A 13,244-nucleotide genomic window follows, 5' to 3' on the forward strand; every position below is an offset into this window, starting at 1 on the left:
ACCCGAGAGGACCACCGCCCATGAGCACCGCCACCCTCGCCGCCTTCACCGAGCCCGACCGTCCCAAGAACCTGCTGATCCGGTTCATCACGGTCGGCGGCAGCTACGTGGACGTCACCGGCCCCGGCGAGCACTCGGACAAGAACCGCTGGAACTGCCACGGCTGCGGCGACTCCTCCAACCGGCCCGAGTACGACTTCCTGTTCTGCATCCGGCCGGACGCCAACACCCACGCCGCCAACTGCCGCGCCATCCCGCTCAGGTGACCGCCCACCGTCCGCGCGCCGCCCTGCTCTGTGCCGCCGTCGTCCTGCTCGCCGCGGCGACGGCCGCCGCCGCGCTCAAGGCCGGCCACTGGCGGCTGTACGCCGACCGGCACCGCATCCAGCTGACGTCCCAACCCCGCCGCTCCTGCCCCGACTGCCGCGGCGCGGGCGGCTGGTGGACCGGCGACGCGAACCCGGAGATGGAGGCGTGCGGCTGCTGGGCGGACCGGCCCGAGCTGCGCGTCCGGCTCGTGCCCGTCCCGGCCTGGCCGGACAACGAGCCCCCGTTCTGAACGACCCGACCCCGGCCTCACCGGCCGGGGTCGGACCGCCGGGTGGCCGCGCATCGGCAAAGGGCCGGCCACCCCGCTCCCTCACCCTTTCGAGATTGGGAACCCAGCCCATGACTACCACGGGCATCGACACCGACCAGAACCTGGACACTGCCTGTGCCTCGGTCGCCAGCGAGATCGGACGCACGGACGGCAAGGCGTCCTTACTGCTCGCCTTCAACGGCGCGGTGCTCGCCGGCCTCGCGTCCGTCGCCGACAAGGACCTGCCGCCCGCCACCAAGGTGTTCGGCTCGCTCGCCGTGCTCGCCCTGGGGGCGGCCGCCGTGCTGCTGCTCCTGGTCGTCAGGCCCCGCATGCGCGGCGACGACAAGGCGTCCTTCCCGTACTGGGCGCGCCTGGACGAGGACGAGATCCGGGCCTGTATGGACGGCGACACCCGAGCCGCCCGTGTTCGGGTCCTGTCCGTTCTGGCCGTCGCCAAGTTCACCCAGCTGCGGCGCGCGGTCGACCTGTCCCTGGCCGCTCTGGCCCTGCTCGCCCTGGCCGCCGCCGGCCTGGCGCTGTGATGGCGGCCGTGATGGCCCGCACCCGCCTGGAACGCGTCCGCGCCTCGGTCGGCATCGACGCCCTGGCCCTGAAGCAGATCCAGGACGACCTGACCGCCGACGACATCGTCGCTCCGGAACTCGCCGCGATCCTGCGCGAACTGAGCGAGGACACCGACCCGCCCGGTGGGTTCATTGCGGCCGTTGCGCAGCTGCTCACCACCGCCGCGCAGCGAGCCGAACGGATCGAGCCCGACCGTGACGGTGACGCCTCCTGCCCGCTGCACGAGGCCGCCGCCCTGCTCACCGACGACGCCGGGCAGCGCCTGATCTGGGCCGCCCGCTCCCTCGACCCTCAAGGAGATCTCGTATGACCTCGGTGCTGTACTCGGACCTGCCCGAGAACGGGCTGATCGTGCTGATCGGCGCCTCCGGCGCGGGCAAGTCGACGCTGGCCCGCACCTGGCCCACCTCCCAGGTCCTCTCCCTCGACGCCCTGCGCGGCACGGTCAGCGACGACCCTGGCGACCAGAGCGCCACGGCTGATGCCGCCGACGTTCTCAAGCTGATCCTGGAGCGCCGGATGGCCCGCAGGCTCAACACGGTGATCGACGCGACCAACGTCGAACAGTCCGTGCGAGAGGAGCTGGTGGCGGCCGCCAAGCGGCACGGCATGCCGACCGTCGCGGTCATCGTCGCCACACCTCTGTCGGTCTGCCTGGAGCGGCAGGGTCTGCGGCCGGACAACCGGCGCGTGCCCGGGGACGTCGTCCGCGCCCAGCACCAGGCCATGGTCCACTCGCACCAGCGGCTGGCCGCGGAGGGCTTCAACACGATCGTCTTCGCCGACACCCTCCATCGCCTGGAGCCGTTCCTGAAGCGGCTCTCCCAGGCGCGGGAGGCCGAACTCGGGCGCGACGGCCTGGGGGATCTGCTGCTGGTCCGCCGGTTCTTTGGCCCGGAGATCCTGCCGCTGTGGCGGTGGCGGCCGGGCTCGGACCTGGTGACCGGCCGGGACCGCGTCGCGGAGGTCCGCCTCGGGCAGCAGTACCTCACCCTGGCGTACCGCGACAACGTCGATGGCGACTTCGGCTTCGACGTCCTCCTGCCCTGCCCCATCGATCCGGAGTGCGCCGGCCAGGCGTGGGCCCCGGTCTACTCGGTCACCGACCTGCACCGGGCGTTGACCGGCGCCATGGACAGCGACCCGGACATCGTCTGCACCGTCCACGGCGGTCTCGACGACGTCGACCAGGAGGCCGACGACCACGACTTCCAGGATGACGACCCGGAGGGCCGCGCCGACCTGGAAGCGCAGTTCGCCGAGGCGGTCCGGGCGTGAGCCGCGCCGCCGACGGCCCGCACCCCCACCCGCTCACCCCGGCCGACCTCCCCGACGGCGACGACTGGTTCCACGGCTGCCCGGACTGCCACCTGCCCATCCAGGGCGGTACCGCCGGGCTCGCCGCCCACCGCCGCACCGTCCACAACCCCCGCCGCGACTACGGCGACCGCCGCATCCCCATCACGATCCCGCTCGACTTCTGACAAGGAGGCCCACATGGCTGTCCAGACCCGCACCGACACCTTTGCCGCGCTCCGCGCCTGCTTCGCCGCCGACCTCGCCCTCCTCATCGGTGGCCAGCCGCCCCGCGACGCCACCCCGACGGCCTTCATCAACCTGGTCGGAGAGGCCCGCGACGTCCTCGGCTCGTCCAGCCTCGGCCACTGGCAGGACGCCAGCGAGGACCTGGACCGCGCCGCCGACTACCTCACCGACGCGCTTACCAACCCGGAGTGCGACCAGCGCTCGCTCCTGGCCCGGGCACGCACCCACCTGCGCGACGCCATCGCGACGGCCAGCTGAACCCTGCTGAGCTGAGCGCACTCTGTGCCGCCCCTGCCCCGGCGCGCTCGGGGCCGGGGCGGTCGCAGCGTCCCCTCAAGCCGGAAAGCCAGGAAGGAGATGGACGTCATGCACCTGCGGATCTACGAGGTCGACGTCCCCATACACGACACCAACCACCCCGACCGGCACGGTGTGCACGTCTTCACCGGCGTCGCCGACTCCCCCGCCGCGGCCCTGCGCCGCGCGCACGAGGTGTACGACGCCGCCCTCGCCGCCCACACGGCCGGACTCGAAATCCCCGGCAAACAGCCGGACAGCTGGGGAGCGCGCGGGCTGCGGCCCGGGTGGCAGCTGGAGTGGCCCGCCGCGAAGGCCGGCCTCTGGCACAACCCCCTCAGCTGGACCAGCCGCAGCGACTTCGCGCTGTAGCTCTGCCCCGGGACAGCCGCTCTGCTTGGCGGCTGGACGGCTGCCCCGGGCCCATCCATCCCGTACGAGACGAGACGGAGAACCCAAGTATGTCGTCCCTCCTACGCGTTCAGGGCCGTATCGGCCAGCGCACCCTCTTACTGACGACCGCCGCCGTGCCATTGACCGGCTGGGCCGTGCACGCCGTCGCGCTGCACAAGCAGCTCGCCGCCACCCGCAAGGACCCGCTGACCGGGCTGCTGCGCCGTGACGCCTACACCGCCCGCGCCCGCCGGCTCCTGTCCCGCCACGGTGACGACACGGTCGTGGTCATGGTCGACCACGACGACTTCAAGGCTGTGAACGACACCTTCGGGCACGCGGCCGGGGACGCCGTCCTGGCCGCGACCGCCGCCCGGCTCACCGCGTGGGCGGGCCCGCACGCCGCCGTCGGCCGCCTTGGCGGTGACGAGTTCGCCGTCGTCCTGGAGCTGCCCGCCGACCGTCTGGAGCAGCGCCTCGCGCAGCTGGTCCGCATGCTCCGCACCCCGGTCGTCCTCGAGGACGACCGCACCGTCGATGTCGCCGCCTCGGTCGGCGCCGCGACCCCGCACGCGGTCGGTTCCCGCGACTTGACCGTGCTGCAGCGGGCCGCCGACGCGGCCCTGTATGACGGCAAGCACTCGGGCCGCGCGATCGTCGCCTCGCCCGCGCACACCACGGTGCCGTCCACCAACGGCCGCCGCGCCGGCCGCCCGGGAACGACCATGTGGGGGCGGGCGGCATGAGCACTGCACCCCTTCCGCAGGGCGACTGGATCCGCGGCATCAGCGTCCAGCAGCCCCACGCCACGTGCATCCTGACCGGCGCCAAGGGCATCGAGAACCGGCCCCGCCCCTGGAGCTGGCGCGGCTGGATGCTCCTGCACGCGGGCCAGCGGATCGACCGGTCCGCCCTGCGCGTCCCGCTGGTCGCCCGGACGATCCGCGGCCGCGAGCTGACCACCGGAGCCGTGATCGGCGTCGCGCGCCTGGTCGACTGCCACCAGGACCCCGAGGGCTCCGAGCCCTGCACGCCGTGGGCGCAGGCCGGCACCTGGCACCTGGTCCTTAGGGACGTCCAGGAACTGCCGCTGCCGGTCCCCGCCGCCGGGCAGCTCGGGCCGTGGAAGCCGACCGAGGACCTGCTGGACCGCGTGTTCCAGCAGCTTCCCGCCTTCCGGCCGTGACCCGCCCGGGACGCACGACGAAGGAGAAGCCGCCGTTCGAGCCGGGCCTGATCCCGGTTCCCGGCGCTCTCCTCGAATGGCGCGACAGCCAGCACTTCGACCGCTGGCAGGACCGCCCCTGCGTGCTGTGCGACAAGCCCACGCCCATGCGCTCCCACTCCGGGGAGCCCGTGCACAAGGCGTGCGCTGAGGACTGGATCGCCGCGAACCCCGCTGAGGCCCGCCTCGGCAGGTTCGCCTCCGACATCCAGGCCAAACGCCAGCACGACGATGACCACGCCTGAACCCTCCCACCGGAGGCCCCCCATGAGCAGCACCGACCGCGACGTCGACCACGCCCTCGCCTACCCCGAGCCGCCGGCCTCCCCGCTGTGGCACCGCCACGGCGCGAAGGCCCGCCCGCTCACCGAGGCCCAGCAGAAGCGCAACCGCGAGCTGCTGGTCATCGCCCAGCACAAGCCCCGCACCAGGGCCGCGTAGGAGGGCCGGTCATGTTCACCGACATGAAAGAGGCCCTCACCGCTGAGGACCTCGAACTCGCCCCGCTCGACAGCGACCAGAAAGCTGCGGCGGCCCTGGTGGTCGCCCACCACGCCCGCGACAAGAACGACCTCACCGACCTGCTGGGCGCGCTCGGTCTGCCCTGCAACGAGGACGACGTGGTGAGCCTGCTCCCCCACCTCGCCACCCCCGACACTCCGACGACTGGAGTCCCGATGCCCGACGTCAACGCCTTCACCGCGACCGCCGTCTCCATGCTGAACAACGGCGACAGCCCCGAGCACGTCCGCGACACCCTCGGCCTGTCGGAGGCCGAACTCGCCGACGTGCTCCAGCACGCCAAGATCGCCGAAGCCGTCCAGAACACCGGACTGTCCGCCACCGATGCGGAGGACGGCACCGGCACCCCGGAGACGGCCGCCGCAGAGTCCGGCAGCACGAGGGACACCGACGGCATCGAGGCCCTGCTCGTGTGGGCGGAACACCACCACGCCGCCTCCATCCGCAACCGGGCCGCCCGCGTCCGCAGCGACCTCACCGAGCTGACCGAACGCCGTACCGCCGACGCCGCACAGCGCGCGGCAGAGGAGCGGGTCGCCAAGGCCAAGGCCGAACTCGAGGCCGCGCAGGCACAGCTGCGCCAGGTGAAGGCCGGCGGCCACCCCGCCACGACGGTAGCCGCCGCCCCGGCCCCGGCGGGCCAGCCCGGCAAGCGCAGCAAAAAAGAGCTGGCCGCGATCCGCACATGGGCGCGCGCCAACGGCCACCAGGTCGCCGACCGGGGCACCCCGGCCAAGGCCGTCCTGGACGCCTACGACGCCGCCCACCGCACCACCAACCTGGCGAAGGCGAGCTGATGAACGCCATCCCGCTCGCACTGGACGGCTACCTGGCCGCCGACCCGGAACCCGGCGACCGTGACGGCACCGCCTCCTGGCGGCTGACCTGCTCCGCAGGCACCGACCACCTGGTGGAAGAAGCGGTCATCCCCTGCACCACCATGGAGCCGGACATCGCACACGCCATGCTCACCGAGCGGCAGCCCGGCGACCTGCTGCGCGTCATCGGCCACCTCACGCTCCCGGACACCGCCGACGGGATCATCCGGCTGCACGCCGACACCCTTGAAGTGCTCTGGGAAGCGCCGATGCTCGACGTGGACAGGGACGACACAGACACGGCGACCGCAACAGACACGGACCGCAACCGTGCCATCGCCGCCCTCGCCGAAGCCCTCACCGGCTTCGGACAGGCCGCCCCCGGTCCCGGCCAGAGCATCCGCATCCACATCAGCCCGACTGGCTCCCTCGGCTCGGGCCTGGAGCACTGCCACAGCTTCGACGTCTCCCCGGCCATGGCCCACCGGCTCGCCGACTACGTCGACGCCATGAGCTGCTACCTGGACAGCGAACGCCTCGACAGCGGCGCCCTGGATCCGGAGACCATCGCGGACCTGACCGAGCTGTTCGAGGACATCGACCTGATCGGCCTCACCAACGCGGTCCTCAACGCGACCCGGCCCGAACACCGGCCCGCCGTCATACAGGCAATGGACGACATGTTCGGCGACGTCCCCGCACCCGAGGACACCGACCCGTGACCACCAGCCACTCACGAAGGCAGGCCCAGCGCACGGTCCTGGAACGGTTCCCTGCCGGAGGCCCCCGCGGCTCCTGGCCGGCTGAAGAGTACGCCGCCGCTCAGCGGGCCCAAGGCACTACGGACGCCCGGGTCGTGATGGACCTGGCCACCGACCAGTTCCTGGTCATCACCGAGATCAAGTAGCACCCGACGCCACCGAGCGCCGCCCGCCGCTTCAGGCCGGGCGGCGCTCCGGCGTCTCCCCCTTTGGAGCCTGGAGGCCCTCGTGCCCGACGTGTTCATCGACTCCTTCGGCGCCCGCTGGCAGGAACCGCCGCCGCCCCGCTACCGCGCCGCCGTCCTCGGCATCAACCTCACCAACGCCCTGCTGAACCCGTCCGACGACCCGGCCCTCGCGGACATCGTCGCCCGCCAGACCGGACACGAACTCACCGCGCTGCGCGCCGCCGCGCACGGCCGCCCCGTCCAGCTCCTGGTGAACTGCTGGTACGGACGCCACCGCGCACCCGCCATCGCCGACGCCATCGGCCGCCGGATACGGGAGGCCGGCGCCCACGTGCAGGTCACCCACCACCACATCAACCGGCCGCCGGTCCCCCGCAAGCACCCGCGCTCCGACTGCCCGTTCTGCCGGATCATTCACGACGGGGCCTCGGCCACGATCGTCCACGAGTGGAGCGACGCACTCGCGATCGTGCCCCGCAGCGGCGGCTGCACCGACGGCCACCTCCTGGTCCTGCCCCGCGGCCACGTCGCCGACTTCACGACCGACCCCGTCGTCTCCGCCACCGTGCAGCTGCGCGCCGCCGAACTCGCCGCGCAGATCGGCGGCCAGTGGAACTACCTCACCTCCTGCGGCCCGGACGCCGCCCAGACCGTGTTCCACCTGCACGGCCACCTCGTGCCCCGCACCTCCGGGGACGGCCTCGCCCTGCCCTGGAACCACCCCAACCGCGAACAGGAGGCCGCCACCGCATTCATGGACCCGTGCCCACGGATGGCGCAACCTCCACCTGCACCCCGGCGGCGACCCCTCGGCGCAGATCCCTCGCATCCCGCGGGCAGTCCACACGCACGACGTCTTCTTACGCCACCCGCACCCTTGTGCACAGCCGGTCAGTGACCAGTTGGAGAAGCTGTGAGCCCACCCCGTCGGCGCGGTAGGAGTTCACTCGCAGCGGGTTTCGAAAGACATGTTTCGAGCGTACAGTTTCGAAACATGTCTTTCGAAGATGCGGGATCCTCTCCACGCGAGCACCGCAAGCTCACTGACCCAAAGGCCATGCGGGCTGTCGCTCACCCCACTCGCCTCGCCCTGCTCCAAGCTCTGGGCCGGCGCGAGCCGCTGACCGCGACCGAAGCCGCGCAGATGGTGGGCGAGTCCCCGACGAACTGCGCTTTCCATCTACGCACCCTGGCCAAGTACGGCTTCGTCGAGGAGGCTGGGGGCGGCACCGGCCGCAGTCGCCCATGGCGGCGTGCTCACATCGGCTTCACTTTCGAGGATTCCGATCCCGCGGGCGACCCCGAAACCACGATCGCCGCTGCTGTGCTCAGCACTGTGCTGTGGGACTCATGGGTGGAACGGATCCGCAAGGTCGGTGCCATGCGATCCGCTTTCCCCGAGCACTGGAACAAGATCACCAGCTCTGCCGAGTCGATCTTCTACCTCACTCCGGAGGAAGCAGAGTCCTTCAGGACGGAGCTGACCGCCATTCTCTTCCGCTACCGCGAACGGCTCGAAGATCCGTCGCTGCGCCCCGAGGGCGCCATCCCGATGGAGCTGATCCAGTTCACCTTCCCCGCCGATGCTCTGCGCCCGCTGGAGGACTGACCGTGCGTGCCCTGCTTGCTCGCCGTGACGTCCGCCTGCTCGTCCTTGCCAGGTTGATCGACATGGCCGGGAGCAACGCCTTGTGGATTGCCCTCGGTATCCGGGTCAAGGAACTCACCGGCAGCAGTTCCGCCGCGGGCCTGACCTTCTTCGCCTTCATCCTCGGCACCCTGGGCGCTCCCCTGGGCGGCGCCCTGGTGGACCGATTACGCCGTCGGCCGCTGCTGATCGTCCTGAACCTGGTGTCCGTGGTGCTGGTCTTGCCGCTGCTGTTGGTGCACAACCGGCATGACGTCTGGATCTGCTACCTCGTCATGACTCTGTACGGGCTGGCCAGCGGCGTCACCAGTTCGGCCATGACCGCGTTCACACAGACGCTGATTCCACCGGAGCACTTGGGCGATGCCAACGGCCTCCTGCAGACCCTGCTGCAGGGCCTGCGCCTGATCGCACCTCTCCTGGGTGCAGGGGTGCTGTCCGCATTCGGCCTGGGTCTGCTAGTGGTAGGCGATGCGGCGACCTTCGCTCTCGCAGCCCTGCTCATTGCACTGATCCGGCAGCGGGAGGATCGCCCGCAGCCGGCGCAGCAAGAAGAAACTGGCGCCCACATCGCGGCCGGCTTCCGTTACATCGTGCGGACACCCGCCTTGCGCCAGTTCACCGTCGCCGTGGTGCTCGCTGTTGTTGCCTTCGGATTCTGCGAGTCAGTCCTCTTTGCCGTCGTCGACGCAGGACTGCACCGTCCGCCGACCTTCCTCGGCATCCTCGGCTCATTGCAGGGTGCAGGTGCGATCGTGGCTGGGGCGGCCGCCGCGGTGTTCATGCGACGTGCAGGGGAAGGGCGGACCGTGGTGCTAGGCCTGGCCTGCGCTGCCGCAGGCTTCCTCCTGAGCGCAGCCCCGTCTCTTCTGGCGGTCGCGCCGGGCGCCGTGCTCATCGGTGCCAGCCTGCCTCTGATCATTGCGGGAGCCATGACCCTTTTCCAGCGGCGCACGCCCGCCTCTCTGATGGGCCGCACCGATGCCGCGTTGAACGTGCTGATAGGAGTACCGCAGACTGCGGCCATCGCCGGCGGAGCGGCTTTGATCGCGCTGGTGGACTACCGCGTCATGCTCGCGGTGATGGGGGCCTTGGTGGTCGCCTCGGCGCTCTACCTGGCCACCCGCACCACTCACCAGCCGATCGAGACAGTAGTCACCGCACGGCTGGCGCAAGGGTCCGGCGAAGGGAATCCGACAACACCACCACCGCACCGCAGGTGACACCAAGGTTCCAGAGCGTGGCTGGGGCGATGACGGTTAGGGTCCGCGGGTGTTGAGCAGACCCGGCTGGACGGTGCACTTCGTGAGCCGCGACTTGCCCGCACCGACGGCCACGCGTTTTCTCCCGGACGTACGGGCCGGCGACCTGGTGTCATGGCTGGATGAGGTAGGTCTGCCGGACGGCCTGCCGTTTCTGCTCTCGCCGTGGTTTGAGTACGACGTCGCGCTCAACTCGTACTTCCTTCACGCGAACCTGACGGCTCCGTGGAACAGCAACGCCAGCCGGGCCCGACCTCTGGCCCGGTTCTTCACGTGCCGCCACGGACGTCGCTCGCTTGACCCCCATTCCCTCCAAGCGGCTGAGCAACCAGCTGAGGAAGTGGTCAACGGTCAACTCCAAAACCTGGCCATAAGCACCCCCGACCACCCCTGCAGCTGCGAGTGGGAGGGCACCTGGCGCGTCGTGGGAGCGCCACCCACCGAACCCGGGGCCATCCCGATCACCACCATGCGACACCCTGCCGCACCGGCGGCTGGCGCCAGCGTCCCTAATCCCGACGAAGGCGCGCCTGCAACTTGGGCGCCCTGACACAAGGCCCGTTCTCTCCACGAACCAACGCGGAGAGAACGGGCCTTTCTGCGTTCAAGGGCACTCTGACGAGGCGCGCCGCAAGAGAGCAGCGCTCAACTCGGGGCGCAACTCGTTGTTCAGCTCCGGCGTATACCGCGGTATACACAGCTGCGCCCACGCCCGAAACCACCCCAATCCCACCTGTCGCCCACACGATCTGAGAAGCTATAGCCCGTCCGAGTACCAGAGCCCGCTCTGGGAAGCACACGGAAACGGAGCACCATGCCCTCATCTGTCCTCGTCGTGTCCACCGACCCGCAAGGGTCCACAATTTGGTGGGCCGACCGCGTCGGCGACAACCTTCCCTTCGACTTCGCCGCTGCCCACGAAGACCCCGACAGCCTCGCCGGCCTGAAAAACCTCGGCGCGCAGATCCACGTCATTGCCAACCAGAAGGGCGGCGTCGGGAAGACCACCACGGCCGTTAACCTCGCCGCCGTCACCCACGACGTCCTCGGCCAGAGCGACGACCGGCAGCACATCTTTATCGACACCCCCGGCAGCCTGGAGAACGAGCACATCCTCGCCGCAGCTCTCGACGTCGCCGACGACGTTCTCGTCCCGATGCCGCCCGAACCGCTCGCCTTCGACCCGACCGCTCGCACCATCGAACGTGTCATCGTCCCCCGCGGTCTGCCCTACACCGTCGTCATCAACGCCTGGGACCCGCGCGACGGCAAAGCCGACCTCGAGGACACGATCGCCTACATCGACGCGATGGGATGGCCCCGCGCGAAGACCGTCATCCGCCGCTACAAGATCCACACCCGTGCGGCATCCGAAGGCAAGGTCGTCACCCAATACGCCGACAACGGAACCACCCTCCGCGCACGCGAGGACTACTTCCGTCTCGCCCTTGAGCGCGGCTACGGAGGGCGCCGCTGATGGCAGGCAAGCGCGTATCCCTCGCCTCTCTCGCCGCAAGCAAGGTAGAGGCTGTCCCCGGGGCCAGCCGCCCCGAGCTCATCCACGTACACCCCGACCTCGTTGCCCCCACGCCTCTCAACCCGCGCCGAGCGTTCGACGAAGCCGAACTTGTCGAACTCGGTGAGGACATGCGTAACGGGCAGCTCCAGCCCTGCGTTGCCGTGAACAAGACGGCTTACCTCAAGCTGTACCCGGAGCACGCAGACCAGCTGCCCGACACCTGCCGGTACGTCATGGCCGCCGGCGAACGGCGCTGGCGCGCCGCCCGTCAAGTCGGCCTCGGCAACCTCGACCTGATGCTGCGGCATGACCTCACCGAGACTCGCGTCCGCTTCCTCGCCGCGGTCCTGTCGGAGAACGTGCAGCGCGCCAACTTCAACCCCATCGAAGAAGCCGACGGCCTACGCGCCATGCTCGAGCTCCACGACGGCAACCAGGCGGCCGCCGCCCGCGCGATGGGCAAGTCGAAGGCGTGGTTCAACCAGCGGATCGGACTGCTGCGCCTGTCCGACGAGATGGTGCAGCTTGTCCTTCAAGGAGAGCTGACCGCGTTCCGGGAGATGCGACGCTACGCCGCTATGCCACGGGACGAGCAATACGCCGCGTGGAAGGCAGACCAAGAACAGCCCCGCCCCAGCAAGCCCGAACCGGGTTCACCTGCGCGGGAGCCGATTGAATCCTCAGAGATGTATACCGCGGTATACACGCCCAATACCCCGGCCTCTGCGTCACAGCCCGCCGCGGACAGTCCGCCAGCACCGGACGAACGGACCGGGTCCGCCCCGGTCTCTGCACAGTCCGATACGAAGCTGGAAGCGGCGCCACCGAAGCAGACGTCCACTGTTCCCGCCCAGGCTGCTGAGTCAGCAGGACGGCAACCGGCGACGTTCCCCTACCACGACGCCGTGTTCGCGGCCCAACTCTTGGTCCGCGAGATGCCTCAAGACCAGCTTGACCTGCTGACTGACCTCTTGGCCGAACAGCGGTCCAGGAAGACAGCGGAGACCGTCTGACGTGGCCGGGCCCCGCCCTCGCCGCCAAGGCACGGGCGGGGCCTCGCCGCGGGCCAGACCTCTTGGTGTGCCATCCACTTCGCTTCTCCAGACATCCCTGACGACAACGCCTCGCGCTGGCGGACGGTCAAGCGACCGACGAAAGGGCCGCGCCCGGCATCCGAAGGACTAGCTGCCGGTCACGTGCATCTGGCACCTGCACGATCCGACAAGGCAGGCGGACCGCCGCGGCGACCGGCGGAGCGGGCCCGTACGGTGCTCACGGACACGGTGACCGGGGCCGATCCGTGTCCGATCTGCCACCCAGGCCAGGACGCTCGACCGGGTCCATGGCCGTACATGCCGCGCGACGGGGCGGGATGAACGACGCGGGCCGCCGCCACGCTCGCGCGCGTCGCCGAGCTGGTTGTGAGTCGGACGCCGCCGTGCGCGCCGTCAGGGCGGCGTCCGACTCGTGCCGCTCGTCCGACAGCGCCCCGGTCGACGACCGAACTGGCAGGCCCTCGGCACGCCGCTGCTCGATGTCCTGCGCCTTGCGGGCGGCTGCTCGCTGGTTCTTCAGCCAGCCAGCGGCGTGTCCTCGAGGTAGCGGTGCAGGATGATGACTGAAGCGTCGACCCACGGCCTCGACCCAGTCCCACCGCAGACGGTGGGGCCGCCGCCGTGTACGCGGTTGTCGTACGGAGACCCGGCTACCGCCCTCGCTGTCAGTCGAGAGTTCTAGGACATCTGGGACAATGCTGTTTCCAGGCGGCTCACGATGGGATCGATCTGGTTAGGGTCCGCTGGCAAGTCGCCTCGCAGGTCTGCAAGGTCGTTGAGCACATCCTCGATCTGATAACGGCTGGTGCAGGCCGAGAGGATTTTTGGCGGCAGCAGCTCGGT

The 13,244-nt window shown here is 70.3% G+C and carries 20 protein-coding genes; all 20 read left to right on the plus strand.

Going from position 1 to position 13,244, the window contains the following annotated elements:
- Positions 1-20: 20 nt before the first annotated feature.
- The 20 genes from BLW85_RS01020 (at position 21) to BLW85_RS01115 (ending at position 12,359) form a co-directional block, all read left to right on the plus strand.
- On the plus strand, positions 21-266 hold the full coding sequence (locus tag BLW85_RS01020) for a hypothetical protein (RefSeq protein ID WP_074990068.1): 246 nt from the start codon (positions 21-23) through the stop codon (positions 264-266).
- Positions 263-559, plus strand: a complete 297-nt coding sequence (locus BLW85_RS01025; RefSeq protein ID WP_074990069.1) for a hypothetical protein — start codon at positions 263-265, stop codon at positions 557-559. Before BLW85_RS01020 ends, BLW85_RS01025 begins: the two co-directional genes overlap by 4 nt.
- Positions 560-669: 110 nt before the next feature.
- On the plus strand, positions 670-1,125 hold the full coding sequence (locus BLW85_RS01030; protein ID WP_074990070.1) for a Pycsar system effector family protein: 456 nt from the start codon (positions 670-672) through the stop codon (positions 1,123-1,125).
- An 11-nt stretch (positions 1,126-1,136) separates the two neighbouring features.
- A complete protein-coding gene (locus BLW85_RS01035) occupies positions 1,137-1,478 on the plus strand; it encodes a hypothetical protein (protein ID WP_074990124.1) in 342 nt (113 codons plus the stop codon).
- The gene (locus BLW85_RS01040; protein WP_074990071.1) at positions 1,475-2,446 is read left to right on the plus strand and encodes an ATP-binding protein; all 972 of its coding nucleotides are present in this window, start codon (positions 1,475-1,477) and stop codon (positions 2,444-2,446) included. The genes BLW85_RS01035 and BLW85_RS01040 overlap by 4 nt, the downstream gene beginning before the upstream one ends.
- On the plus strand, positions 2,443-2,652 hold the full coding sequence (locus BLW85_RS01045) for a hypothetical protein (protein ID WP_074990072.1): 210 nt from the start codon (positions 2,443-2,445) through the stop codon (positions 2,650-2,652). Before BLW85_RS01040 ends, BLW85_RS01045 begins: the two co-directional genes overlap by 4 nt.
- Before the next feature lie 13 nt (positions 2,653-2,665).
- Complete coding sequence (locus BLW85_RS01050; RefSeq protein WP_074990073.1) at positions 2,666-2,971, plus strand: hypothetical protein; 306 nt, start codon at positions 2,666-2,668, stop codon at positions 2,969-2,971.
- A gap of 108 nt (positions 2,972-3,079) precedes the next feature.
- The gene (locus BLW85_RS01055; RefSeq protein WP_074990125.1) at positions 3,080-3,382 is read left to right on the plus strand and encodes a hypothetical protein; all 303 of its coding nucleotides are present in this window, start codon (positions 3,080-3,082) and stop codon (positions 3,380-3,382) included.
- An 89-nt stretch (positions 3,383-3,471) separates the two neighbouring features.
- Entirely contained in the window at positions 3,472-4,149 is a 678-nt protein-coding gene (locus BLW85_RS01060) for a GGDEF domain-containing protein (protein ID WP_074990074.1), read from the plus strand.
- Entirely contained in the window at positions 4,146-4,589 is a 444-nt protein-coding gene (locus tag BLW85_RS01065) for an ASCH domain-containing protein (RefSeq protein ID WP_074990126.1), read from the plus strand. The genes BLW85_RS01060 and BLW85_RS01065 overlap by 4 nt, the downstream gene beginning before the upstream one ends.
- The gene (locus BLW85_RS01070) at positions 4,586-4,873 is read left to right on the plus strand and encodes a hypothetical protein (protein WP_074990075.1); all 288 of its coding nucleotides are present in this window, start codon (positions 4,586-4,588) and stop codon (positions 4,871-4,873) included. Before BLW85_RS01065 ends, BLW85_RS01070 begins: the two co-directional genes overlap by 4 nt.
- A gap of 22 nt (positions 4,874-4,895) precedes the next feature.
- Positions 4,896-5,069, plus strand: a complete 174-nt coding sequence (locus BLW85_RS39130) for a hypothetical protein (protein WP_167381346.1) — start codon at positions 4,896-4,898, stop codon at positions 5,067-5,069.
- An 11-nt stretch (positions 5,070-5,080) separates the two neighbouring features.
- Entirely contained in the window at positions 5,081-5,947 is an 867-nt protein-coding gene (locus BLW85_RS01075) for an Lsr2 family DNA-binding protein (RefSeq protein ID WP_074990076.1), read from the plus strand.
- Complete coding sequence (locus BLW85_RS01080) at positions 5,947-6,690, plus strand: hypothetical protein (protein WP_208624802.1); 744 nt, start codon at positions 5,947-5,949, stop codon at positions 6,688-6,690. The genes BLW85_RS01075 and BLW85_RS01080 overlap by 1 nt, the downstream gene beginning before the upstream one ends.
- Positions 6,687-6,875 carry a hypothetical protein gene (locus tag BLW85_RS01085; protein ID WP_074990077.1) on the plus strand — a complete coding sequence of 63 codons (189 nt, stop codon included), beginning with the start codon at positions 6,687-6,689 and terminating at the stop codon, positions 6,873-6,875. Before BLW85_RS01080 ends, BLW85_RS01085 begins: the two co-directional genes overlap by 4 nt.
- Positions 6,876-6,957: 82 nt before the next feature.
- A complete protein-coding gene (locus BLW85_RS01090) occupies positions 6,958-7,815 on the plus strand; it encodes an HIT family protein (RefSeq protein ID WP_079172193.1) in 858 nt (285 codons plus the stop codon).
- 96 nt (positions 7,816-7,911) lie between these two features.
- Positions 7,912-8,526 carry a winged helix-turn-helix domain-containing protein gene (locus BLW85_RS01095; protein WP_074990078.1) on the plus strand — a complete coding sequence of 205 codons (615 nt, stop codon included), beginning with the start codon at positions 7,912-7,914 and terminating at the stop codon, positions 8,524-8,526.
- Positions 8,527-8,528: 2 nt separating this feature from the next.
- Complete coding sequence (locus tag BLW85_RS01100) at positions 8,529-9,788, plus strand: MFS transporter (RefSeq protein WP_074990079.1); 1,260 nt, start codon at positions 8,529-8,531, stop codon at positions 9,786-9,788.
- Positions 9,789-10,641: 853 nt separating this feature from the next.
- A complete protein-coding gene (locus BLW85_RS01110) occupies positions 10,642-11,304 on the plus strand; it encodes a ParA family protein (RefSeq protein ID WP_074990081.1) in 663 nt (220 codons plus the stop codon).
- A complete protein-coding gene (locus BLW85_RS01115) occupies positions 11,304-12,359 on the plus strand; it encodes a ParB/RepB/Spo0J family partition protein (RefSeq protein ID WP_074990082.1) in 1,056 nt (351 codons plus the stop codon). Before BLW85_RS01110 ends, BLW85_RS01115 begins: the two co-directional genes overlap by 1 nt.
- The last annotated feature ends 885 nt before the right edge of the window (positions 12,360-13,244 follow it).

Origin of the sequence: Streptomyces misionensis (assembly GCF_900104815.1) — a bacterium.
Taxonomy (GTDB): Bacteria; Actinomycetota; Actinomycetes; order Streptomycetales; family Streptomycetaceae; genus Streptomyces; species Streptomyces misionensis.

Coding starts and splice junctions, on each gene's coding strand:
- BLW85_RS01030 (WP_074990070.1), top strand. CDS start 670: ATGACTACCACGGGCATCGACACCGACCAGAACCTGGACACTGCCTGT.
- BLW85_RS01110 (WP_074990081.1), top strand. CDS start 10,642: ATGCCCTCATCTGTCCTCGTCGTGTCCACCGACCCGCAAGGGTCCACA.
- BLW85_RS01115 (WP_074990082.1), top strand. CDS start 11,304: ATGGCAGGCAAGCGCGTATCCCTCGCCTCTCTCGCCGCAAGCAAGGTA.
- BLW85_RS01075 (WP_074990076.1), top strand. CDS start 5,081: ATGTTCACCGACATGAAAGAGGCCCTCACCGCTGAGGACCTCGAACTC.
- BLW85_RS01095 (WP_074990078.1), top strand. CDS start 7,912: ATGTCTTTCGAAGATGCGGGATCCTCTCCACGCGAGCACCGCAAGCTC.
- BLW85_RS01065 (WP_074990126.1), top strand. CDS start 4,146: ATGAGCACTGCACCCCTTCCGCAGGGCGACTGGATCCGCGGCATCAGC.
- BLW85_RS01020 (WP_074990068.1), top strand. CDS start 21: ATGAGCACCGCCACCCTCGCCGCCTTCACCGAGCCCGACCGTCCCAAG.
- BLW85_RS01040 (WP_074990071.1), top strand. CDS start 1,475: ATGACCTCGGTGCTGTACTCGGACCTGCCCGAGAACGGGCTGATCGTG.
- BLW85_RS01080 (WP_208624802.1), top strand. CDS start 5,947: ATGAACGCCATCCCGCTCGCACTGGACGGCTACCTGGCCGCCGACCCG.
- BLW85_RS01060 (WP_074990074.1), top strand. CDS start 3,472: ATGTCGTCCCTCCTACGCGTTCAGGGCCGTATCGGCCAGCGCACCCTC.
- BLW85_RS01035 (WP_074990124.1), top strand. CDS start 1,137: ATGGCCCGCACCCGCCTGGAACGCGTCCGCGCCTCGGTCGGCATCGAC.
- BLW85_RS01050 (WP_074990073.1), top strand. CDS start 2,666: ATGGCTGTCCAGACCCGCACCGACACCTTTGCCGCGCTCCGCGCCTGC.
- BLW85_RS01055 (WP_074990125.1), top strand. CDS start 3,080: ATGCACCTGCGGATCTACGAGGTCGACGTCCCCATACACGACACCAAC.
- BLW85_RS39130 (WP_167381346.1), top strand. CDS start 4,896: ATGAGCAGCACCGACCGCGACGTCGACCACGCCCTCGCCTACCCCGAG.